This is a genomic window from Amycolatopsis sp. NPDC043885, assembly GCF_056435685.1.
The window spans coordinates 1,787,591-1,810,483 of sequence record NZ_JBWKEA010000001.1; the positions used below are offsets into that span (position 1 = coordinate 1,787,591).

The 22,893-nt window shown below is 68.9% G+C and carries 20 protein-coding genes and 1 tRNA gene; 15 read left to right on the forward strand and 6 right to left on the reverse strand.

Annotated features, from left to right (window positions below; genetic code table 11):
* The first annotated feature begins 65 nt into the window (after positions 1-65).
* Positions 66-650: a hypothetical protein gene (locus tag AC069I_RS09000; protein WP_478224391.1), complete on the forward strand. Its 585-nt coding sequence runs from the start codon at positions 66-68 to the stop codon at positions 648-650.
* 34 nt (positions 651-684) lie between these two features.
* On the forward strand, positions 685-1,296 hold the full coding sequence (locus AC069I_RS09005) for a hypothetical protein (RefSeq protein WP_478224392.1): 612 nt from the start codon (positions 685-687) through the stop codon (positions 1,294-1,296).
* 57 nt (positions 1,297-1,353) lie between these two features.
* Here AC069I_RS09005 and AC069I_RS09010 read toward each other — a convergent pair whose 3' ends face one another.
* Positions 1,354-2,166, reverse strand: a complete 813-nt coding sequence (locus AC069I_RS09010; protein WP_478224393.1) for a S1 family peptidase — start codon at positions 2,164-2,166, stop codon at positions 1,354-1,356.
* Positions 2,167-2,434: 268 nt separating this feature from the next.
* Here AC069I_RS09010 and topA point away from each other — a divergent pair, with 268 nt between their 5' ends.
* On the forward strand, positions 2,435-5,332 hold the full coding sequence (gene topA, locus AC069I_RS09015) for a type I DNA topoisomerase (protein ID WP_478224394.1): 2,898 nt from the start codon (positions 2,435-2,437) through the stop codon (positions 5,330-5,332).
* 83 nt (positions 5,333-5,415) lie between these two features.
* Here the strand turns inward: topA and AC069I_RS09020 are convergent, their stop codons facing one another.
* From AC069I_RS09020 to AC069I_RS09030, 3 genes are read right to left on the reverse strand one after another with little or no spacing between them, the layout of a single operon-like run.
* A complete protein-coding gene (locus AC069I_RS09020; RefSeq protein WP_478265108.1) occupies positions 5,416-6,933 on the reverse strand; it encodes a carboxylesterase/lipase family protein in 1,518 nt (505 codons plus the stop codon).
* A gap of 11 nt (positions 6,934-6,944) precedes the next feature.
* Positions 6,945-7,571: a VC0807 family protein gene (locus AC069I_RS09025; RefSeq protein WP_478224396.1), complete on the reverse strand. Its 627-nt coding sequence runs from the start codon at positions 7,569-7,571 to the stop codon at positions 6,945-6,947.
* 4 nt (positions 7,572-7,575) lie between these two features.
* Positions 7,576-8,166 (reverse strand): TetR/AcrR family transcriptional regulator, encoded by a 591-nt coding sequence (locus AC069I_RS09030; protein WP_478224397.1) that lies wholly within the window; start codon positions 8,164-8,166, stop codon positions 7,576-7,578.
* 112 nt (positions 8,167-8,278) lie between these two features.
* Between AC069I_RS09030 and AC069I_RS09035 the strand changes: the two genes are divergently transcribed.
* The 6 genes from AC069I_RS09035 to AC069I_RS09060 all read left to right on the forward strand — a co-directional run bounded on the left by AC069I_RS09035 (position 8,279) and on the right by AC069I_RS09060 (position 15,119).
* Positions 8,279-9,070, forward strand: coding sequence for an ESX secretion-associated protein EspG (locus AC069I_RS09035; RefSeq protein WP_478224398.1), 792 nt, complete (start codon positions 8,279-8,281; stop codon positions 9,068-9,070).
* The gene (locus AC069I_RS09040) at positions 9,063-9,836 is read left to right on the forward strand and encodes an ESX secretion-associated protein EspG (RefSeq protein WP_478224399.1); all 774 of its coding nucleotides are present in this window, start codon (positions 9,063-9,065) and stop codon (positions 9,834-9,836) included. Before AC069I_RS09035 ends, AC069I_RS09040 begins: the two co-directional genes overlap by 8 nt.
* Positions 9,837-9,864: 28 nt before the next feature.
* Positions 9,865-11,085, forward strand: a complete 1,221-nt coding sequence (locus AC069I_RS09045) for a hypothetical protein (RefSeq protein WP_478224400.1) — start codon at positions 9,865-9,867, stop codon at positions 11,083-11,085.
* Between the two features lie 13 nt (positions 11,086-11,098).
* Positions 11,099-11,713 (forward strand): hypothetical protein, encoded by a 615-nt coding sequence (locus AC069I_RS09050; protein WP_478224401.1) that lies wholly within the window; start codon positions 11,099-11,101, stop codon positions 11,711-11,713.
* A 146-nt stretch (positions 11,714-11,859) separates the two neighbouring features.
* Positions 11,860-13,914: a bifunctional MFS transporter/dTMP kinase gene (locus AC069I_RS09055; RefSeq protein WP_478224402.1), complete on the forward strand. Its 2,055-nt coding sequence runs from the start codon at positions 11,860-11,862 to the stop codon at positions 13,912-13,914.
* Positions 13,911-15,119 carry a DNA polymerase III subunit delta' gene (locus AC069I_RS09060; protein ID WP_478224403.1) on the forward strand — a complete coding sequence of 403 codons (1,209 nt, stop codon included), beginning with the start codon at positions 13,911-13,913 and terminating at the stop codon, positions 15,117-15,119. The genes AC069I_RS09055 and AC069I_RS09060 overlap by 4 nt, the downstream gene beginning before the upstream one ends.
* A gap of 462 nt (positions 15,120-15,581) precedes the next feature.
* Here the strand turns inward: AC069I_RS09060 and AC069I_RS09065 are convergent, their stop codons facing one another.
* Positions 15,582-17,279, reverse strand: a complete 1,698-nt coding sequence (locus AC069I_RS09065) for a hypothetical protein (protein ID WP_478224404.1) — start codon at positions 17,277-17,279, stop codon at positions 15,582-15,584.
* A gap of 140 nt (positions 17,280-17,419) precedes the next feature.
* On the opposite strand from AC069I_RS09065, the gene AC069I_RS09070 reads away from it, so the two are divergent.
* Positions 17,420-17,493: transfer RNA gene (locus tag AC069I_RS09070), tRNA-Thr, on the forward strand.
* Between the two features lie 82 nt (positions 17,494-17,575).
* On the opposite strand, the gene AC069I_RS09075 is transcribed toward AC069I_RS09070, so the two are convergent.
* On the reverse strand, positions 17,576-18,214 hold the full coding sequence (locus tag AC069I_RS09075; RefSeq protein WP_478224405.1) for a TetR/AcrR family transcriptional regulator: 639 nt from the start codon (positions 18,212-18,214) through the stop codon (positions 17,576-17,578).
* Positions 18,215-18,258: 44 nt separating this feature from the next.
* Here AC069I_RS09075 and AC069I_RS09080 point away from each other — a divergent pair, with 44 nt between their 5' ends.
* Genes AC069I_RS09080 through AC069I_RS09100 form a run of 5 tightly spaced genes read left to right on the forward strand, consistent with a single transcriptional unit; the run spans position 18,259 to position 22,892 of the window.
* Positions 18,259-19,185 (forward strand): alpha/beta hydrolase, encoded by a 927-nt coding sequence (locus tag AC069I_RS09080; RefSeq protein WP_478224406.1) that lies wholly within the window; start codon positions 18,259-18,261, stop codon positions 19,183-19,185.
* Entirely contained in the window at positions 19,182-19,997 is an 816-nt protein-coding gene (locus AC069I_RS09085) for an SDR family NAD(P)-dependent oxidoreductase (RefSeq protein WP_478224407.1), read from the forward strand. The genes AC069I_RS09080 and AC069I_RS09085 overlap by 4 nt, the downstream gene beginning before the upstream one ends.
* Positions 19,997-20,926, forward strand: coding sequence for a ferritin-like domain-containing protein (locus tag AC069I_RS09090; protein WP_478224408.1), 930 nt, complete (start codon positions 19,997-19,999; stop codon positions 20,924-20,926). Before AC069I_RS09085 ends, AC069I_RS09090 begins: the two co-directional genes overlap by 1 nt.
* On the forward strand, positions 20,923-21,408 hold the full coding sequence (locus tag AC069I_RS09095) for an NAD(P)/FAD-dependent oxidoreductase (protein WP_478265109.1): 486 nt from the start codon (positions 20,923-20,925) through the stop codon (positions 21,406-21,408). The genes AC069I_RS09090 and AC069I_RS09095 overlap by 4 nt, the downstream gene beginning before the upstream one ends.
* Positions 21,405-22,892 carry a flavin-containing monooxygenase gene (locus AC069I_RS09100; RefSeq protein ID WP_478265110.1) on the forward strand — a complete coding sequence of 496 codons (1,488 nt, stop codon included), beginning with the start codon at positions 21,405-21,407 and terminating at the stop codon, positions 22,890-22,892. The genes AC069I_RS09095 and AC069I_RS09100 overlap by 4 nt, the downstream gene beginning before the upstream one ends.
* Position 22,893: the final 1 nt, after the last annotated feature.

A 22,893-nucleotide genomic window follows, 5' to 3' on the forward strand; every position in this document is an offset into this window, starting at 1 on the left:
ATTGCCCCCCGGTATCGGTACCGTCGGGGGCCAGCCGGGAAGTCGTCAGGTCGGGAGGTGTTTTCGTGCGGCCGCGGTTCACCGTCCTTGCCGCGCTAGCAACAGGTATCGGACTCGGCCTCGCCGGGTGCGGGCAGCAGCCCGCGGTGACTTCCCACGCCAGACAAGAAGGTCTCGCGACGGTCAGCGCGTCGGAGGCCGACCCCGCCTCCGCTTGGACGGAGGGGTACTGCGGCGCGGCGGGCGGCCTCGTCCGGACGCTGGCGACGCTGCCCAGCGTCGATCCGAGCACGCCACAGCAGGCTTCCCGTACCTCCAGCGAGCTGATGACCTCGGTGGTCGAAGGGCTGGACCGCACCTCCGCCGCCTTCGAGAATCTCGGTCCGGCGCCGGTCACGGGCGGTGACACCTCGCGCACGGCCGCCGTCGCCCAGCTCGCCGGCATCCGCGCCCGTGCCGACGACGTCCGGCACCGCCTCGACTCCTCAAGCGACCCCGAGGCGACAAAAACGGCGCTTCGCGACGCGAGGACGTCCCTCGACGAACTAGACCGCCTCGACCTTCTCAGGGGCCTTAACGACGTCCCTCAGCTCGCCGCGGCGAGCAGCCGGATTCCGATTTGCCAGGAATTGGTCAAGCAACCTCGCTGAGTCACCCCGCGATCACTGGCCATGACTCGAACTTGTGTTCTATTCTGTCCGGGTGGACGGGACGATCTCGCTCTTCTCGGCGGAGGCGAGCGGGCCGGGGCTCGCCGATCTCGCCGGTGTGCTGTGCGGGCCCGGGCGGATGACGGGCTTCGGGCGGACGGCCGCGCGGCTGTCCGCCGTGGTCGACGAGCCGTGGCGGGCGGGTGCCCTCGCCAGGGAATGCCGTCGTCGCGGCGCGGAGGCGCAGGTCTCGGCCGCCGAATGCGGGCGGCCGCTCGTGAGGACGCCGTTCCGGGTCGACCTGCTGCCACTGGAGCAGCGCTGGAACCGTGGTGACGAGAAGGTCCTGCCGGAGGGCTTCCGGCTCGACGGGGCCATGTTGAGGATGTGGGCGCTCGCGGCGGGCAGTCCCCAGGGCAACGGCTATCTGCTCGCGCTCGATCCAGAGGCGCCGGAGACGCACGAGCGGCTGATCACGGCGCTGGCCCAGCTGGGCGTGCCGGCGAAGGCGCAGAAAGGTGAAGAGGCGCTGCTCCGGGTCACCGGGCGGAGGCGGCTCGCGCATGTGCTGGAGCTGATCGGAGACGCCCCGGCGGGTGCCGAGCCCGCTTGGCCCAGTCTCGTGCCCGTGGTGCGTGCCGTTTGACGCTCGTGAGTGGTAAGGACGGTTAGAACCGTCTTTACCACTCACGAGGGTGGGGTATCAGGGTTTCGGAGCCCGGCAGTTCGGGTTCGACAGGTCGAGTTCACTGTGCGAGAGGCAGGAGGTCAGCTGGTAGGTCTGCTGCCCGTAGTTGATGCCCTTCCGCACGGTCACCTTCCCGGCCGCGTCGACCTCGCACGGGTTGTTCATCGTGCACCGCTGGCCGCTTTCGTTGCCGGTGTTGTTGACGCCGACGACCTTGCCGGTCGACCTCTCGACGATCGGCGACCCCGAGGTCCCGCCGATCGTCTTGCACGCCGAGGTGTACCTGATCGAGTCCTTCCAGACCCAGTTCGCCTCGCGCAGCTCGTGGACGAAGCCGTCGACGTTGCAGGAGTAGATCTTCTTCCAGTAACCCGACACCACGTCCATCGCGATACCCGCCGACGGACGGGTCGGCGAGAGCGCCAGCGGGGCGATACCGTAGGCCGACTTGATCTTGGCGTAGCTGGTGTCGAGCTGGTAGAGCGAGACGTCGGTGTCGGTCATCGTCGCGTAGAGCAGCTTCTTCGCCTTGAGCGTGCCGAGCGAAGAGCGGCCGTCCTTGGACAGCAGGCTGAAGGTCCGCGTGGACGGCTTGTCGACGATTACTTCCCCGGGGTCCGGGAAACCTTCTTGCAGGCAATGCCCGTTGGAAAGGACGAGGGCGGGGTCGTCGAGGCTCGCCTCGGGCGGTTTGACCACCGACCCGGAGCAGTTCGACAACGCCACGGTTCCGGCGAAGGTGGTCGTGGCCGCTTGCGCCGGCGCGGTTCCGACCAGCGCGGACGCGGTCAGCATGGCGAACAGTGTGCCGAGGAGTCGTCGGGTCACGTGGAGTCCTTTCGGGTCGGCGTGGACATCAAGTGAAGCGTTGGCGGGAGGGAGCCACCACCGTCGAACGGAGGGTGTTCGCCCCGTCACGCGGGCCCCCGGGCGGACGTGTCCGACGTCACGTGCTAGGTGTTGAAAGGAAACATCGACGAGGTCAGCGGCGATGCGCTGGACACACGATCGGCGGCGTGTTGCACCACCTAGCCGTGGTCCGGGCGGTGCGAGCGTGCACACTGACGGGTCGAGAGGCGGCGCGAAGGCGCCGAAGATGAGCGGAGAGCAGGACAGCGTGGCAGGAGCACGGACGAAGAAGACCGCGGCGTCGGACGACGGCGCTGGCCGTCGTCGGCTGGTGATCGTCGAGTCGCCGACCAAGGCCCGCAAGATCGCCCCGTACCTCGGCGGTAACTACGTCGTGGAGTCCTCCGTCGGACACATCCGCGACCTCCCTCGCGGCGCGGCCGACGTCCCCGCCCAGTACAAGGGCGAGTCGTGGGCGCGGCTGGGTGTCGACGTCGACAACGACTTCAAGGCGCTCTACGTCGTCACGCCGGACAAGAAGTCCAAGGTCACCGAGCTGAAGGGGCTGCTGAAGGACGTCGACGAGCTCTACCTCGCCACGGACCCCGACCGCGAGGGCGAAGCCATCGCGTGGCATCTGCTGGAGACCCTCAAGCCGAAGGTCCCGGTGCGCCGGATGGTCTTCCACGAGGTCACCGAGCAGGCGATCCGCGCCGCGGCCGACAGCACCCGCGAGCTCGACGGGGACCTGGTCGACGCGCAGGAGACCCGCCGCATCCTGGACCGGCTCTACGGCTACGAGGTCTCGCCCGTGCTGTGGAAGAAGGTCATGCCGAAGCTTTCGGCCGGCCGCGTGCAGTCCGTCGCGACCAGGATCGTGGTCGAGCGGGAGCGCGAGCGCATGCGCTTCACCTCGGCGTCGTACTGGGACATCTCGGCGACCATGGACGCCGGAGCCGACGCCTCCCCGCGCACCTTCCCCGCCAGGATGATCGCCGTCGACGGCGCACGCCTGGCCACCGGCCGTGACTTCGGCTCGGACGGGCAGCTCAAGGCTTCCAACAACGAGATCCGCGTGCTGGCCGAGGCCGACGCGGTCCGGCTGGCCGAGGCGCTGAAGAACCGCGAATTCAAGGTCGCGAGCGTCGAGGAGAAGCCGTACACGCGCAAGCCGTACGCGCCCTTCATGACCTCGACCCTGCAGCAGGAGGCGGGCCGCAAGCTGCGGTTCACCTCCGAGCGCACCATGCGGATCGCGCAGAAGCTGTACGAGAACGGGTACATCACTTATATGCGTACCGACTCCACGACGCTGTCGGAGTCGGCGATCTCGGCGGCGCGCAGCCAGGCGACGCAGCTGTACGGCAAGGAATACGTCTCGCCGTCGCCGCGCCAGTACACCCGCAAGGTGAAGAACGCGCAGGAAGCCCACGAGGCGATCCGTCCCTCTGGCGAGGTCTTCCGCACGCCGGGCCAGGTCGCGAAGGATCTGGACACCGACGAGTACCGCCTCTACGAGATGATCTGGCAGCGCACGATCGCGTCGCAGATGGCGGACGCGAAGGGCACCACGATGTCGGTGCGGATCGTCGGCACCGCCACCAGCGGCGAGGAGGTCACGTTCGCCTCGTCGGGCCGCACGATCACCTTCGCCGGGTTCCTCAAGGCGTACGTCGAGGCCGTCGACACCGAAAGCGGTGGCGAGGCGGACGACAAGCAGAGCCGTCTCCCGCAGCTGGTCAAGGACCAGGCGCTGACCGCGACCGAGCTGAGCCCGGACGGGCACACCACGTCGCCGCCGGCGCGCTACTCGGAGCCGAGCCTGGTCAGCAAGCTCGAAGAGCTGGGCATCGGCCGCCCGTCGACGTACGCGTCGATCATCAAGACCATCCAGGACCGCGGCTACGTGTGGAAGAAGGGTTCCGCGCTGGTGCCGTCCTGGGTCGCCTTCGCGGTGATCGGCCTGATGGAGCGGCACTTCGAGCGGCTGGTCGACTACGACTTCACCGCCGGCATGGAGGACGAGCTCGACCGTATCGCCGCCGGTGACGAGCACCGCACGCAGTGGCTGTCGAAGTTCTACTTCGGTGGCGACATGGGCGTCGACGGTTCGGTCGGCCGTCTCGGCGGGCTGAAGAAGCTGGTCGGCTCGGGCGTCGAGGACATCGACGCCCGCGAGATCAACTCGATCCCCCTGTTCACCGACGCCGACGGTCACACCGTCGTCGTGCGTGTCGGCCGCTACGGCCCATACCTCGAGCGCGAGGTCGACGGGACGTCGCAGCGGGCGAACCTGCCCGAGGACCTGCCGCCGGACGAGCTGACCAAGGACATCGCGGAGAAGCTGTTCGCGACGCCGCAGGAAGGCCGCGTACTCGGCAAGGACCCGGTCAGCGGACACGAGATCGTGGCGAAGGAAGGCCGTTTCGGCCCCTACGTCACCGAGCTCCTGCCCGAGCCTGAGCCGCTGCCCGAGGGCGCGACGGCCGCGCAGAAGAAGGCCGCCAAGGCGAAGCAGCCGAAGCCGCGGACGGGATCGCTGTTCAAGTCGATGTCGATCGAGACGATGACTCTCGAAGACGCGCTGAAGCTGCTCTCGCTGCCGCGCGTGGTCGGCAAGGACCCGGAATCCGGTGACGAGATCACCGCGCAGAACGGGCGTTATGGGCCGTACCTGAAGAAGGGCACGGACTCGCGTTCGCTCACGACCGAGGACCAGCTGTTCTCGATCACGCTCGAAGAGGCCCTGAAGATCTACTCGGAGCCGAAGCAGCGTGGCCGGTCCGCGACCGCGAAGCCGCCGCTGAAGGAACTGGGCGACGACCCGGTGTCCGGTAAGCCGATGGTGGTCAAGGACGGCCGTTTCGGTCCGTACGTGACCGATGGCGAGTACAACGCGACGCTGCGGAAGTCGGACAGCATCGAGGAGCTGACCGCCGAGCGCGCCGCCGAACTGCTGGCGGAGAAGCGCGCGAAGGGCCCGGCGCCCAAGCGCAAGGCTCCCGCGCGTAAGACGGCGGCGTCGAAGACGACGGCCACCAAGGCGACCGCGGCCAAGAAGACCGCCGCGACCAAGTCGACGGCGACCAAGACCGCGGCGGCGAAGAAGCCCTCGACGCGTTCCACGGCCACGAAGACGAAGTAGCTCCCCTCAAGTGCAATGAAGGGGCCTTTCATAGCAAAATTTGCTATGAAAGGCCCCTTCATTGCACGCGGGGACAGGGCCGGTCAGGAGCGAAGGCTCGCCCAGAAGCCGCACCGGTGATCGACGTCGTGAGAGACAGGGCGGATCGCGTCCGGCGCGAGCGAAAGCACGACATCGGAATCCCACCGCGGCGAGCCGTGCCCGTTCGGATCACCCGTGCGCATGAACGTGGTCCAGTAGCCGATCATCTGCTCCGAAAGACGTTTCCGCGCCTCATCGAGCGAGTCTTCGACCCCGCTGAGCTCGAACAGATAGACCAGATCGAGGGCGTGCGCCGCGCCGTGCGGGAGGCCGGGCGCCTCGATCCGGTTCACGTTGGGGGCGTTCTTGTCGTCGAACTCGTAGGAGTGCACCGGAGTTCGCCGTGAAAGCAGCCTGTTCCCCTCGGCCGTCGGGCAGGCCCACGAACGGTCGGTGGTGACCGTCGCCCACGCCATGGCGGGCGAAAGATAGTCCCGCGACGGATACTCCGCCGCCACCTCGTCCGCGTGTTCGCCGAAAGCGTTGCGCAGAAACTCCTGATAGCGCTCCTCGGTGATCGGTTTGTGCAGGGCGACGCCCGCGATGAACGACCTCATCTCGTCGTGCGTGCCGCCCGAGAGCACCGGCACACGGTGAAAAGCGCCTTGTCGCACGGCTTTCGCGGGATCGGACGGCAGCAGCGGCGTGTGATAGGTCAGGTGATTGGCGAAGGACTGGTGATCCTTCAGCAAATCCGCGGCCGGGAGACGACGCAGGCAGGCGAGCGCGTCCGGGCCCTCGCAGCCGTGACTCGCGGCCATCGCCGCGCCGTCGGCTTCCGTCTTGGCGAGCGGCGAGTACGGGGTCTGTGCGGGCTGATTCGGGATGAGCCCGCCTGGAGGCCAGTTCAACAGGCAGGAGCCGGACATGATCGCGGCCTTGTGGAACAGGCCGGTCGCGGCGGGCGAGGTGAGCAGCGCGCAGGTGCTCATCCCGCCAGCGGACTGCCCCGCCAGTGTCACGTTCCGCGGGTCGCCGCTGAACGCGGCGATGTTGCGCTGGGTCCAGCGCAGCGCGGAAAGCTGGTCCATGAGCCCGAAATCGCCGGAACCCGCGAGGCCGGGAAGACCGAAGTAGCCGAAGACGCCGAGCCGGTAGTTCGTCGTCACCACGACGACGTCGCCCTGATCCGCCAGCCGTCGCGCGCCGTAGAGGCTTCCCGCGTCCATGGTGTAGCCGCCGCCGTGCAGCCAGACGAGCACCGGCAGGCGACGGCTCCCCGCGTCGCGCGGCACGGTGACGTTCAGGAAGAGGCAGTCCTCGGCGCTGCCCGGCAGGTACTGGGTGCACGCGGGGCCGGGTTTCGTCGCGTCGGCGACGTCCTTCCACGGTTCGGGCGGTCGCGGCGGCTTCCAGCGATCCTCGCCGACGGGTGGCGCGGCGAACCTGATCCCGTTGAACGTCCTGGTCGGTCCGGCTTCCATGCCGCGGACGAGCCCGGAGTCGGTGCGCACGACGAGCGGGTCCGCGGGTGCGACGAGCGCGAGAAAGCCGGTGACGATAGCCAGCAGGAGATGCATGAGAGGTCCTTTCACGACGCCGCGAGGCGGCGCCACAGCCCGACGCGGCGGAAATAGAGGTGTTGCAGTACCTGCACGGCGACGAACGTGACGCCGTACAGCGCGGTGCCGAGGGCGGGTACGGAGTCCACGGGCAGCGTGTACGCCAGCAGGACCCGCCCGGCGGCGTCGGCGATCAGGGCGACGCCCCACAGGACGGTCGCGACCCGCCAAGCACGCCGGAACCACGCGTGCCGCGGCCACAACTCGTCCCATTCGCCGGCGCGCAGGGTGTCCGCGAGCCGGCTCTTCGCGACCATCGAGCGGGCCACGCCGAACGCGAGCGGCCTGGAGAACAGCAGCGAAACCAGGAATCCGGCGCCGATCACCCCGGTGACCCAGCCCGCCTTCGCCAGCATGAACCGCGGGCTGCCGGTGATGAAGGAGAAGCCGGCGCTGACCGCGAAGATCGCCAGCACGAAGATCGCGAGCGTGTCGATCTTCCGCCATCGGATCGCCCGGTAGAGAACGAAGAGAACCGTCGGCAGGGCGCAGAGGGCGAGCGCGAGCAGCGCGCCGACGCCGAAGCCGTGAAGCACGTAGTACCCGGCGACGGGCACGACGACTTCGAGCAGCACCACACCCCACTGGCGGATCACGGGATCACTGCCTCCGGGTCGCGAGATCGAAGAGGGTCACCAGTTCGGCCGCGTAGGTGGTGAGGTCCGGTTCCGGCGTTCCGGCGAGCAGGAACACCGGGCCCTCCACCGAACGCCGGATCGTCGTCGCCATCACGTGGACGTCGAACTCGCGGAACTCTCCCGACTCCTGGCCCCAGCGCAGGATGCGTTCGACCGGTTCCAGCGCCGCCCGCTCGTTCGCCGGGTCGTAGTCGAGGGCGCCGCCGAGGAAGATGTTCAGCAACGCGCGCATCCGGGTCGGCTGCGATGCGGCGAATTCGAGGTTTGCCTCCAGGTACGTCCGCAGCGCCTCGCTCGCGGACGCGGGCTCGCTCATCCGCTCGGCCATGAACGCGCCGATCTCGCGGAAGACGTCTTCGAGGACCGTGCGGACGAGTTCCTCCTTGTTCGCGAAGTGGTACGAGATGAGCCCCGTGCTCGACAGGTTCGCCTGTTTCGCGATCCGGGCGAACGACGCGCGGGCGTAGCCGAGCTCGGCGATCGTCTCGATGGCCGCGGCCACGATCTGTGCGCGTCTCGCACTCTCGGTGAACGTCTTCGCTTTTGCTTGCATGAGCAAAAAATAGCTCAGTCGAGCAAAATTGTCGGCCGGAAACCGCTCGCCGACCGTTCGCCGAACGACCTCACCCGTTCGAACAAAAGTTCTAAAAATTGTCGGTACCAGGGTGTTCAATGGTCAGGTGAGCACTTCAACGACCGCTGTCTTCGACGTCATCGACGAGGTCATCGCCCCGCTGGCCGCCGAGGTTCCGGAGCGTCCCTCGGTGATGGAGTTCTACGATCCGGAGCTCGCCGTGCCGCCGGTCCTCGCCGGCGAGGAGCCGACTCCGGGGCTCACGCTTGCCGAGGAGGTGGAGCAGTACACCCGGTTCGTGAGCGGGATGGCGACCATCGGGCTGGCCCCCGGCGGTGAGGTCACGCCCGAGGCCGTCGGGCTGTATCGCGCGCTGCGCGGCGGGTTCATCCGTGGCGTGGTGACCGGGGTGTTCCCGTCGCGCGCGGAGCCGTGGGAGGTCCGGTTCTTCGGCGACGAGGCCTACACCACGGTGCTGAACAAGCTCGGCAGGCGAGCGCGGCTGCGGTCCGGTTTCCTCAGCGCGCTGCCGGGCTGGGTGTTCGACGGGCTGCCCGACCATCCGCCCGGCACCGGCGAGACCGTGCGCATCGAGACGGACGCGGGCGGGCTGATCCCGGTGCGGGCGCGGGAAGCCGTCGAGGTGATCCGTGAGGGTGCTTCGCGGCCGCGGCACGGCACGGTCCTCGTCGATCTCGCGGTGCGGAACGCCATCCTCGCCGAGTACCCGCACGGCGCGTTCGGCCTGGTGGACAACGACCTCGGCCGGTACCAGTTCAGCGCGGCGATGGACGGCGACGGCCGCTGGACGCTCACCTGGGGCCCGGCCAGCCGGTCGACGGCCGAGCAATGGATCGTGAAGGCGGTGCAGAACCATGCGTGAACCGGCGACCGTGAAGGAACTGATGAGGCGCGCCGCCGAGCCGGTGCTGCGCGCCGTGCCCGAGCGGCGGAGCGTGTACCTGGGCTACGACCCCGAGATCACCGACGACGAGATCCGCCGTCTGTGCCCGTCGTACGACGAGCCGGCGGATCTCGTCACCCAGGCCGAGCGGTACGCGGCCAAGGCGGCGATGCTCGAAGAAGCAGGCCTGATGGAGAACGGCGAAATCCATCCCGCGGCGGTCCGGATGCACGGCGTGATGCTGCGGGGTTCGGTGCGAGGCGTCCTCACCGGCGTCTTCGCGTCCGCGCCCCGCTCGGTGCGCGTCGATTGCTACGGCGACGGGCATCAGGCGGTCGTCTGGCGGATGAGGACGGGGCGGCGGACCACGTTCAGCCTGAGCGATTTCGGCGAGCTTGGCGCCCGCGTCTTCGGCGGGCTCCCGCACGTCCCCGCCGGTGAGACCGAGCCGATGCGCATCAGGATCGACGGGCACGGCGTGCCGCTGCCCGGCCAGGACGAAGGGGTCGGCCTGGTCGCGGACACGCTGAGCCGTCCGCGGACCGGCACGGCGATCCTCGATCTGGTCGCCTTCGGCGGACTGAACGCCGAGTACCCGGACTATGGCTTCGTGATCGTCGACAACGATCTGGGGAGGTTCGTGTTGTACGCCGCCCCTTCCGAAGGGTGGCTGATGTTCGGTGGAATGGACCGCCGGGCACTGGCGGGCTGGCTGCACGAGGCGGTGGATTTGAGCCGGACGTAGCCGCCTTGAGCGAGGACGAGGGGGAGGCATGGACCTGGACCGGCGCGCGGCCGACGCGTGGTTCCGGCGGCGAGGGCTGCCGATGGTCATCCACCGGCGGAGGCGCGGGGCGGGGATGTTGCGCCGGTCCACACCAGGGCTGGTGTTCCTGTGCCTGCTCGACCTGCTGCTGGCCGGGCTGCTGAAGCTGCTCGACGTCCCCGAGGACGTGCTCGCGGCCAGGATGCGCGACAGCGGTGTCGGCTACGTCCTCGGCGTGCTGGCGCTGACGTTCGCCGTGGTCGTGGTCCCGGTGATCGCCGGTCGCCTGATGGCGAAGCTGCTCCGCGTGCTGAGCCGCACCCGGGTCCGGTTGGCCGTCATGGCGGCGACGATCGGCTTCTGGTTGTTCGTACTGCCGCTCGGCGAGCGGCTCACCGGGCTGGTGGCGTGGGACAACCCCTTGTGGATCGCGGTGCTCGCCAACCTCGCCGCGCTGGGCGTGCTGATGCTGCTGGTCCGGATCGGCGTCGGTTCGATCCTGACCTGGGCGGCGCGGAGCGCGGTCGCCCAGGTCAGAGCCATCGGCTCGCTGGCGTCACGGGCGTTGCCGCTGCTCCTGCTGGTGGTGATGTTCAGCTTCTTCACCGCCGAACTGTGGCAGGCCGTGGAACGGCTGACCCCCGGCCGGTTGTGGCTGGTGGCAGGCTTCCTCGTCCTGATCGGCGCGGTGTTCCTGGCGTCGATGCTCTCCGACGAGATCAAGGAGCTGAAGTCCTGGACCGTGGAACCCGGGGCGACCGTCCTGCGCGGCACGCCGTTCGACGACGACACGCCTCCACCGGACCGGCGCGCGCTGACGAAGATCGAGCGCCTGAACATCGCCTTGGTGCTGTTCTTCGCCCAAGCGGTGCAGATCGTGGCGTTCGGGGTGCTGGTGTTCGCCTTCTTCGTCGTGTTCGGGGTGCTGATCCTCAGCCCGGAGGTCGTGACCGAGTTCGCCGGCCGCGAATCGGCGCCCGGAACACTGCTGGGTGTCCCCCTTCCGGTGAGTTCCGCGCTCGTCAACGTCTCCGTTTTCCTCGCCGTCTTCTCCGGTCTGTACTTCGCCGCATCGACCGCGACAGATGCCCGGTACCGGCGTTCCTTCTTCGAACCTTTGCTGGAGGATGTGAAGATCAGTCTCGCGGCGCGTGACATTTATCTGGCCCATTGGGCGGATGTGCGGCGGGCCGAGGTGGTTACCCTGGAAGCAGAGGACATTCCGTAGTGAGGTGGTCACCATGAGCGGGAAGGGCGAAACCCCCTTCTTCGATGCCCCCGACTTCGTGAAAGGCGACGGCACTCAGGCAGATCCTCCGGGCGACACGTTCGCCGACCCGCTGTCCGGGCTGGTCACGACCGGCGCGACGGCCCCGGCGTCCCCCTCGGCGGGAGCCGACGACGTCCGCGTGCAGGTGCCGGGACCGGTACAGCACGACCCCGAAGTCGTCAGCAGGATGGTCAACGCGGCCATGCTCGCGGACGAGCGGCCCGCCGAAGACCCGGGCCCCGAGCAGACCGCCGCGCAGTCGCCCGCCAAGATCGTCAGCACGGTCGGTGAGCAAGGCGCTGCGCCGATCGGGATCCTGCCCCAGCAGCGCACCTGGCCGTCGAGGCCTTCCCAGCTGATCCGCCAGCCCCGGCGCGTGAAGCAGGAAGAGCCGGTCGAGGTCGACGAAGAGGCCGAAGTCGAAGTACGGCGGGCAAAACGCTCCATGCAGATGCCGCGGCTCGGTAAACCGTCGTCGAACATGGCAGGCGTCATGATCGCGATCACCCTCATGATCGTCTTCGCGGTCCTCGCCATCCAGCTGCTGTCCAGCCTGTTCAACAGCATCGCGGGGATCTTCGGGTAACCCGTCCGGCGGATAGCGCCGGACGGGGCCGTCCGTCCATACCTCACCCATCGGGATACCCTGGCCGTACGGTCGGGGTACCCGGTGTTGACCCGGGTCGCACCTCGGCGCCGCGTGACTAGTGGGGTGGGCGTATCAGCGAGGGCGTGCAGTCGGTGCCCGAAGCGGGCACGGGTGATTCGGCGGGGCGTGACGCTTCCACCATGCACCGCGTGCGGCGGGTGCTGGCGATCAAGCCGTTCCGCCGGATCTGGGGTGTCTCCTACCTGTGCAGCGTCGCGGACTGGCTGAACCTCCTGACGTTGACCGGTCTGGTCACCAAACTGACCGACAACTACGCCGCGCAGAACTTCGCGTTCGTCGGGGTCGTGCTGACCTCGCTGCTGCCGGGGCTGCTGTTCGCCCCGCTCGGCGGGCTGCTCGCCGACCGGTTCGACCGGCGCAAGGTGATGGTGCTCTGCGACCTCGGCCGGTGCGGGTTCCTGCTGTCGATCGCGTTCGTCGGCACACCGTGGTGGGTGTTCGTCGGCAACTTCCTGGTCGGCTGCTGCTCGATGATGTGGATCCCGTCGAAGGACGCGGCGGTGCCGAACCTGCTGCGCCGTCCGGACCAGGTCGAGACGGCCAACCAGCTTGGCATGGTGATGACCTACGGCCTCGCGGTGATCACCGCGGCCGGGGCGAACGCCGTGCTCACCGGTAGCAACACGACGTTCCACTTCTTCCAGGGCGACGCCCAGCTCGGCATCGCCAAGGTCGCCGTCGTCATCACCGGCCTGCTGTACCTGACCAGCGCGATCGTGATCGCGACCCGGATCCCCGAGCTGTCGCTGCGCAACGTCCACGCGGTCGAGAAGCCCAAGGTCAAGGCCGCCGACGAGGAGAAGTTCGGCTTCCGGCAGATGATCGCCGACGGCGCCCGGTTCGTGCGGACGACGCCGCTGGTCCGCGGGCTGATGATCGGTGCTTTCGGCGCGTTCGCCGCCGGTGGCGCGGTGATCGGTTCGGCCAAGCCGTACTCGTCCAGCCTGCTCGCCGGTGACGCGGCGTTCAACCTGCTCGTCCTCGCCGTCTTCCTCGGGCTCGCCACCGGGATGGCGGTGGCCCCGAAGCTCGCGCGGCGGCTCGCGCACGACCGGTTGTTCGGGATCTCGATCGTCGCCGCGGGCCTGTGCCTCGTCGTGGTGGCGCTGTCGCCGCATCTCGCCGTTTCGCTGGTCGCGGTCGCCGCGGTCGGTGTCTGGGCGGGGACGGCGTTCCTGACCGGTGTCACGATCATCGGTTCGCGGATCGAGGACTCCATCCGCGGCCGGATCAACGCGATCTACCAGTCGCTGATGAAGATCGTGCTGTTCGGCTCGACGGTGCTGGTGCCGGTGCTGATCAGCGCGGTCCGGACGACCGAGGTGGAGCTGTGGGGCGGCACGATCACGATCGACGGCACGCGGCCGGTGATGATCGGCGGCGGCATCCTCGCGCTGCTCGCCGGCATCTTCGCGTACCGGCAGATGGACGACCGGCGGGCCGAGCCGATCCTCGCCGACCTCCGCAACGCCCTGCGCCGTAGCCCGCGTCGGGTGAACGGGCTGCTGATCGCGCTCGAAGGCACGCGGGCGATCAACACCGAGACGCAGGCCGCGCGGCTGGCCGAATGGCTGCGCGCGGGTACGCGTCCGGTCGTGCTGGCGGCCGACCCGGCGCTGGACGATCAGCGGCTCGCGAAACTTGTCTCAGGTGCTTCGCTGTCCGGTGCGCGGGCGCAGGCGCTGGCCGCCGCCGCGGTGCGGGCGGACATCGTCGAACGGGACATCCAGCCGGCGCTCGACGCCGGGTCCGTCGTGGTGATGGAACGGTTCGTGGACTCGCCGCTGGCGCATCTGTCCGCGGTGGCCGGCCTGGACAGCCAGGAACTCGAAGGGCTCGCCGACTGGGCGACCGGCAGGCTGCGGCCCGACATCACCATCCTGCTCGACGCCGATCCCGGCACCGTGATGCGGAAGTCCGCATCACTGGACGCGCAGTGGCGGGTGCAGCATCTGCTCACGGAAATGGCCGCCGCCGACCCGGACCGGTACGTCGTGGTCGACGCGGAAGGCACCGAGGACGAGGTGAGCGACCGGGTGCGGACGGCGATCCGCGCGGTGCTCGTCGGCAGGCTCGCCGGGCTCGCTCCGGCGGAGGAAAAGGTCGAGGTGAGATGACGGAAGCCCCTGCGCTGATCGGTGTCTGGAAGCAGCTCGTCGGCCAGGAGCCCGCCGCGCGCACGCTTTCCACGGCGTCGGCCGCGGCCGCGCGGATCGTCGACAACCAACCTGTCGCGCCCGGCGCGATGACGCATGCCTGGCTGGTCACCGGTCCGCCGGGCTCGGGGCGCTCGACGGCCGCGCGGGTCTTCGCGGCGGCGTTGCAGTGCAGCACCGGCACCGGATGCGGCGAATGCCCTGGCTGCCGCACCGTGCTGGCCGGGACGCACGCGGACGTCAAGCTCGTCGTGCCCGAAGGCCTTTCGATCTCCGTCGCGGAAATGCGTTCGCTGGTGCAGGCCGCCGCCCGCCGCCCGACCACCGGGAAGTGGCAGGTGGTGATCATCGAGGACTCCGACAGGCTGACCGAAGGCGCGTCGAACGCGTTGCTGAAGGCCGTCGAGGAGCCGCCGGACCGCACGGTGTTCCTGCTGTGCGCGCCGTCGGATCACCCGGACGACGTGTCGGTGACGATCCGCTCGCGGTGCCGTCTGGTCACGCTGCGGACACCGCCGCCGGAGGCGATCGCGCAGGTGCTCATGGAGCGCGACGGCATCGATCCCGAACGCGCGCGGTGGGCCGCGTCCGTCTCGAGTGGACATGTCGGCCGCGCGCGGCGGCTCGCGACCGACGAGGCTGCCCGGCAGCGGCGGGCGACCGTGCTGCGGATCCCGCTCGGCCTGCGCCGTCCGTCCGATGTGTTCACTTGCGCCGATCAGCTGATCAGTGCCGCGGAGGCCGACGCGGGCGAGGAGAGCAAGGTCCGCGACGAGGCCGAGCGTTCCGAACTCCGCACCGCGATGGGCGGCGACGGCATCGGGAAGGGCGTCGCCGGGGCGAAACGAGCCGCCGAAGCCGCCGTGAAGCAGCTCGAGAAGCGCCAGAAGTCCCGCGCGACCCGAACCCAGCGGGACACTCTCGACCTCGCGCTGGTGGACCTGGCCGCGTTCTACCGGGACGTGCTCGTGACCGCGAGCGGCGCGGGCGCCACGCTGAACCACCCCGACCACGCCTCGGAAATCGCGCAGGCCGCCTCCGCCTGGGCGCCGGACTCGATCCTGCGGCGGCTCGAAGCCGTCCTGGAATGCCGCGAGGCCATCGACCTGAACGTGAAGCCGAGGATCGCCGTCGAAGCCATGGTCACCACCCTGCGCCAAGGCTGACCCGCTCGGCTCGCCACACCCCAGCCCCCGCCCGTCCCAGGGGGGCGACCCCGAGTCCAGTCTACCGGGGGTGGAGGGGGAAAAGGGCTGGTCGCGGGAGTTGTCCACAGGTGGGGATGGTTGTGGACAAGTGCTGTGGGTAAGTGAAGTCGCTTCGGGTTCGCGGGGCGGTGGCGGTGATTGCCCCCAATGTCGCATTTGAGACGCTCAGTGTCCCTGATGCGACATTGGGGGCATCAGGCAAGGCAATCGGGAGAGGGGTGTGTGGAAACAGGGACACTCAACGTCTCCATTTCCACACACCCGCACCGAACTGCCCCGGTGACCGTGTGTCATCCGCCGCGCCGAAATCCAAAGCACGGGGCCTTCACCGCATCAAAGCGGCGAAGGCCCCACGTACGAACGGACCTCTCACGCCGGGGCTAGGCGTGAAAGGGCCGTTCATCACCCTCCTCGCCCCGTCTAGTCCTCCGAGTCCAGCGAGCGCGGCCGCGGCGAAGGCTTGAACCCCGGCGACCCGGGCGAGTTCTTCGCGATGGGAACCACCGCGAGCCGACGCCGTCCCGGCATGGCGGCCACGAGAACGACACCGATCAGCAGCATCGCCGTACCCGTCCAGAACATCGGCACCGTGTCGTAGGCCGCGTTGGTGTAGGCCAGGTTCTTGACCGGTCCCTTCGGCGCCGCGCCACCGTTGTTACCGGCAGGGGGTGCCTGAGCCGTGCCGCACTCGACACCGCCGGCCGGCGCGTACGCGCGGGCGATCTGCTCGCCGAGCGAGACCTGGGCCAGCGACGACGGGAGGTTCTTCGCGGCCTCCGGCGGCAGCGCCTTCTGCAACGCGGTCGTCGGCAGGATCTGCAGGTCCAGCAGCCGCGCCGAGGCACCCATCTGGAAGCCCTTGAACGGCGAGGTCATGTCGCTCGACTTCTGGTTCAGCCCGGCGATCGACAGCTTCAGCACCCCGAGGTCGAGGGTGAGCCCGTTCCCGGCCTCGCCGCCGGGAAGGTGCTTGGTGGCACCGTCCATCATCTCGGCGAGCCCACCGACGACCGGCACGTTCTTCAGCTGCTCGAAGCCGGGGACCTGCTTGAGCGACGGCAGCGGGATCCCGATCGGGATGTCCTTGGTCGGGTTGTTCGCGTCGAGGGTGAACAGCACCTTGTCGCCGCGGACGATCTGCAGCACCGGCGCGGTGTACTCGACCTTCGACGTCTTCTTGTCGCCGGTCGAGGTGACCCGCAGCGTCGGCTGGCTGGCGACCTTGATCGTCAGGCCGAGCGGCGTGCCCTTCAGCAGCTCGATATTGGCCGCCTGCAGCGTCGACGTCGATTCGACGGCCTTGTTCTTCGAGCCGGGGATGTCGACCAGCCGCACGACCGAACGCGACGACAGCGTGTTCGGCAGGCTCAGCACGGCGCCCTTGCCGTCGGCGTTGGTGCTGGTGCCCGACAGCAGCCCGCCCAGGTTCGCCAGCGGGCCGAGCGCGGACAGGCCCGCCTTGAGCTGGTCGGAGGCCTGGGTCAGCTGGTCGGCGCCCGGGATGTTCGGGATGGTCGGCAGCAGCGCGAGGTTCGCGATCGACGTGCTCGAATCGGCGATCGTGCCGACGCACGGTCCGAGCGTCGGGCTCCAGCGCGCGTGCGCCTCACCGTTGAGCAGGCCCAGGTTGAACAGCGGGTTCTTCGGCGCGTTGAGGCCGCCGCTGATCGGCTTCGGGTTGTCCGGCAGTGCCGTCTGCACGAGGCTGCCCGGCGTCTGCGGCGCGTTGCCCGCGGCGGACAGGCCGAACGGCGACGACTGCGCGATCGCCTTTTCGTAGCTCAGGTAGGCCTCGGAGTTGGCCTGCGCGCTGGAAAGCCCCATCCCGGCCTCGAGCGCGGACTGCTTCGGCAGCATCTCGCCGGCTCCGGGGAGGATGGCGCTCGTCGGTACCGCGTTCGGCAGCAACCGCAGGACGCCGAGCGCCGCCCCCGCGTCACCGACCGCCTTGCCCAGCGGCTGCGGCCCGATCGGCGCCGACATCGGCGGCTGTCCCGGGTTCGCCGGATCGGGGATCGGCGTGGTCGGGATCGTCTGGGCGGTCGCCGGGGCCGCGGTCAGCAGAAGCAGGGCCGCGGCGGCCGGAAGCGCCAGCACACGGGGCAGTCGTTGCCGCATGAACAGGTCCTCCAGTGGGGATGGGCCGATCTTGGGGGACTGAGACCGGCGTCATAGGACCTTAACGACGGTGGCCCTGGAAGGTGACGTTCAAGCCTCCGCTACACTTGTCCCCGTCATCGGGTGCGAGCCCGATGCCCGCCGCCTTAGCTCAGTCGGCCAGAGCGATTCACTCGTAATGAATAGGTCAGGGGTTCGATTCCCCTAGGCGGCTCCGCAGGTCAGGGCCCCATTCGGATATTCCGGATGGGGCCCTGAGCCGTTTCCGGGGCCGACGGCGCTGGCCGCCCCGAAATTCACCCGTTGGTGTCACCCTTGAGGAACATCCGCGACAGCGAAGTGCCCACTCCGGTGAGGTGGCCGACGAGCGCGTCCGCGTCCGCGTCGAGCAGGCCGGAGCGCCACGCGAGCATGATCTCGACGAAGCCGCCGATGCCCAGCAGGACGTTGACCCGGAACTCCAGCCCGTCCACGTCCGGCTTCAGATGCGGCCGGGCGAGTTCGATCAGCAGGCCGGTGGTCTCCTGGACGGTCTGCCGCCGCAGTTGCTCCAGCACCGCGCTGCCCGCGTGGTCGCCGAACAGGATCTGTGCGCGGGCAGGCTCTTCCTGCACGTGGTGCACGACGACGTCGACAGCGGCACGCAGCTGCTCCAGCGCGGGTTGCTCGATGTGGGCGGCGACGGCGTCGAGGACCATCCGCAGGGTCTCGTCGCGGACCTGTTCCCAAGCGGTGGCGAGCAATGCGTCGCGGTTCGCGAAGCTCTCGTAGAAGTACCGGTCGGTCAGGTTCGCCCGCGCGCACACGCCGCGCATGGTGACCGCCGCCCAGCCTTGTTCCTGCCAGATGTCGAGGGCGGCGCCGAGGAGGGCGAGCCGTCGTTCGGAGCGGCGTTCGTCGGCGGTCTTGCCGCTGTAGCGGCGGGACGCGGTCACCCTTCCATCTTGACAGCAGGTGCCCTCAGATTCATTCTGAGGGCATGCGACCGCAGAATGGCCTGCGAACCGGTTTGGCCGCCGCGCTGACGTCCGCTTTCGTGCGGCCGATCGCCAACGCGATCCCGGCCAACCGGGTGGGCGTCGCCTTCTCCCGCGCCTTCATCGCGAGCAGCCTGTGGCTGGCCTCGCCGCCGTTGAAGGGGAGCCGCGTCGAGCCGGGCATCCGCGGCGAGTGGGTCCGCGCGCCCGAGGTGACCGAAGGCAACGCCGTGGTCCTCTACCTCCACGGCAGCGGTTACGCGCTCTGCTCGCCGCGCACCCATCGCGGGCTGACCACACGGGTCTCCGCCGGCACCGGGCTGCCGGTCTTCGCCTGCGAATACCGCCTCGCGCCCGGACATCGTTTCCCGAGCGCCGCTGACGACGTCCGCGCGGCCTACGACCGGCTTCTCGACCAGGGATACCGGCGGATCCTTGTCGCGGGTGACTCCGCGGGCGGGCATCTCGCGGTCGACCTCGCCGCGCAGCTGATCCGGGAACGAAAAGACCCGCCTGCCGCGTTGGCCCTCTTCTCGCCGCTGTTCGACGTGACGTTTTCGTTGGCCGCCCAAAGAGAACGCATGAGCCCGGACCCGATGATCTCGGCCGCCGCGGCCGCGCGGCTGGTCGGTCTGTACACAGTGGACGCGGACCTCGCTTCGGCGCGGCTCCGGTTCGCCTTCGACGACATCAAGGGTTTCCCGCCGACGATCATCCAGGCGGGCGGGCTCGAAATGCTCGCCGCGGACGCCATCGAGCTGGCCAGGGCCCTGCGCCGCGCGGGAGCGGACTGCGAACTCGAAGTGGTCCCCGGCCAGATGCACGTCTTCCAGGCACTGACCCGCTTCATTCCCGAAGCGGCACCGGCGATGGAGCGGGCTTGCCGCTTCCTCGCCGGAAACCTACCGGCGATCGTGAGGGCGGCATGACGAAGCGGACCCACGGAGCACACGCCGTCGTCACGGGCGCGGGCAGCGGGATCGGGAGGGCGATCGCGGCCGAGCTCGTCCGGCGCGGCAGCCGGGTCGTCTGCGCGGACATCGACCTCGAAGCCGCCGAGGAAACCGCGAAAACACTCGAGAACGCGGTCGCCATCGCCTGTGATGTGTCCGATGTGGACGAAGTCGCGGACTTGGCGAACCAGGCACGCTCCTGGTTCGGCCGCGAGCCGGACCTCGTCGTCAACAACGCCGGGATCGGCGCGGGCGGCAAGCTCGTCGGGGAGAGCCCGCTGTCCGATTGGCGACGCACCCTCGGCGTGAACCTCTGGGGCGTGATCCACGGCTGCCACACCTTCGTCCCCGCCATGCGCGCGGCGAAGGCGGGCGGCGTCATCAACGTCGCGTCGGCCGCCGGTTTCACCGCCGCACCGAGGATGGCCGCGTACAACGTGAGCAAGGCAGGCGTCGTCAGCCTTTCCGAAACGCTGGCCGCCGAACTGTCCGGCACCGGCGTCGGGGTCACCGTGCTGTGCCCGACCTTCGTGCGCACCAACATCTTCGGCGGCGAACTCATCGACGCCGAGGCTCGCGGGCTCGCCAAGCGGGTCTCCGACGTGGTCGGGTTCTCGCCGGAGCGCGTCGCGAAGATGACGCTCGACGCCCACGATCGCGGACGCCTGTACGTGGTGCCGCAACCCGACGCTCAGCTTCTCTGGCACGCCAAGCGGTTCGTGCCCGTCCCGTACACGCGGATCGCCGGTCTGCTCGGCCGGTTCCTGCCCGCCGAAAAGGAGAAGTGATGGCCTACGACTTCGACGCGATGCTCCAGACCATCAAGGACAAGCAATGGTCGCTGGCCGACATCGACTGGGACGCGCCCGGCGCCGAGACGATGACCGACGAACTGCGCGCCAAGATGCGGCCGTTCATGGCCGATCTCGTGTGGATCGAACACGTCGGCGCCCGCGGGTTCGCCTCGCTGGCCAAGAAGGCGCCGACCCCGGTGATCCAGGAGATCTACCGCTACTTCCACGCGGAGGAACAGAAGCACGCCAACGCGGAACTGGCGTTGATGAAACGCTGGGGCATGCTCGACGAGCACGGCTCGATGCCCGAGCCGAACATCAACGTCAAGCTCGCCATCAAGGTCCTCGACGACTACGGCGACACGCTCCCGCTGACGGCGCTGGCCACGCTCATCCCGCTGCTGGAATGCGCGCTGGACGGCGCACTGGTGAAGTTCCTGCTGGAAGAGGTCTCCGATCCGGTGTGCCACCAGGTGTTCCGGCATATCAACTCCGACGAGGCCCGGCACATCACGGCCGATTTCGAGGTGCTGGAACTGATCGGAGCCGGCTCCACGACCAAGCTCCTCACCGAATCCGTCGGCTCGCTCAAACCCCAGATCGTCCTCGGCCTGATCGTGGTGTTCGTCCCGCTGATCAACAAGATGCGGGACAACATCGTCGCGATGGGCCTGCCGGAGAAGAAGCTGTACAACGCCGTGAAGCGGTTCTCCACGATCGGCGGCCGCGGCGAGTTCACCAAACGCATCCCGGCGTACCACGTGCTCAAGGCGCAGGCGGCGATGATCGTCGACCGCTCGCACGTCTACCACCGGCTGCTCGCCGACCCGATGGTGAAGGTGACCCGGCTGATCCCCGCGCGGCTGCTGGGAAAGCCGCAGTCGTGGACCGAGGAGATCACCCACGAACCGGTCGCGTCGTGAGCCTCGGCGAATTCCGGGGCGAGGTGCTGCGTGGCACCGAGTGGTTCGCGCACGACTTCTCCGGGCAGCGGGTGGCCGTGGTCGCGCCCGGCCGCGAGGCGGCGCAGATCGTGCCCGAAGTGGCGGCCACCGCGCGTTCGGTGAAGGTGTTCCAGGAAGAACCCGACTGGGTGGTGCCGATGCCGGTCCCCGGACCGAACGTCCTCGGCATCACCGTCGCCCGGATTTTCCTGCGCTGGCAGGTGAAAGACCCCTGGATCCGCAGGCTCCTGACGCCCGACCGGCGCTTCGGCTCGCGGCGGACGGCGCCGGGTCTCGGCTACTACGGGGCGCTGCGGCGGCCCGGGTGCAAGCTCATCACCTGGCCGGTCTACGCCTTCGCACCCGACGGGATCCGCACGGCCGAAGGTATCGAGCATCAGGCGGACGTCGTCGTGCTCGGCGCCAGTTCGCTCTTCGCCAAGGAAGGACTTCCCGCATGACGCCGGACCACGAGATCGCGATCATCGGCGGAGGCTTCTCCGGTATCGGTGCCGCGATCCTGCTTCACAAGGCGGGTTTCGAGGACTTCCTGATGCTGGAAGAGGGCGACGGCGTCGGCGGTGCCTGGCACTGGAACACCTATCCGGGTGTCGCCGTCGACATCCCGTCGTTCAGCTACCAGTTCTCGTTCGAGCAGATCTCCGGCTGGTCGCGGGTCTACGCGCCGGGCCGCGAGCTGAAGGCGTACGCCGACTACTGCGTCGACAAGTACGACATCCGCCGCCGCACGCGCCTCGGCAGCAAGGTCGTCTCCGCGACCTTCGACGACGAAACGCACTTGTGGCGCCTCGAAACCGCCGAGGGCTGGTCGATGACGGCACGGTTCGTGGTCGGTGCCACCGGCGTGCTCACCCAGCCGAAACCGCCGGACATCGACGGGCTCGATGGTTTCCGCGGCGAGGTCATGCACACCGCGCGCTGGGACCACGGCGTCGATCTGCGCGGGAAACGCGTCGCCGTCGTCGGCACCGGGGCTTCGGCCGTGCAGGTCATCCCGTCCATCGCGCCGGAGGCGGGTCACCTGACGGTGTTCCAGCGCACGCCGATCTGGTGCCTGCCCAAACCCGACGCCGTCCTGCCGCGGCCGGCGCGGCTCGCGCTGCGGCGGCTGCCGGGCGCGAAACTGGTGTCCCGGCTGGCCAGCCAGGCACTCGTCGAGGTGACCTTCCCGTTGGCCGCGCATTTCCACAATCTCCTGCCGACCGCGGGCGCGGGGGAGCGGATCGGGCGCGCGCATCTGCGCCGCGCGGTGAAGGACCCCGTGACCCGCGAGAAGCTCACGCCGCGTTATGCCTTGGGCTGCAAACGGCCGAGCTTCTCCAACGAGTACCTCCAGACGTTCGACCGGGACAACGTCACGCTGGAGACCACGGGTATCGACGCGATCACCGGATCCGGGGTGCGCACCGCCGACGGCACTGAGCACCCGGTCGACGTCCTGGTGCTGGCGACCGGGTTCAAGGTGTTCGAGAAGGGCAACATGCCCGCTTTCACCGTGCGCGGTTCCGGCGGCGCCGATCTGGAGAAGTTCTGGGCGGAGAACCGGTTTCAGGCCTATCAGGGCGTCAGCGTCCCCGGCTTCCCGAACTTCTTCACCATTCTCGGACCCTACGGCTACAACGGTTCCTCGTACTTCAACCTGATCGAGACGCAGACCGCGCACATCATCCGCTGCCTCCGCAATGCCCGGAAGACCGGCGCGACCCGCGTCGAGGTCACGCACGAGGCCAACGACCGGTACTTCCGGAGCATGCTGGACCGCCGCAAGCACCAGGTGTTCTTCCAGGACAGCTGTTCACTGGCCAACAGCTACTACTTCGACGCGAACGGGGACGTGCCCTTCCGTGCCTCGCCGACCTTGGAAACGATGGTGACGAGCCGGTTCTTCGACCTCGACGACTACGCCTTCGCGGACGGCCGGTGAA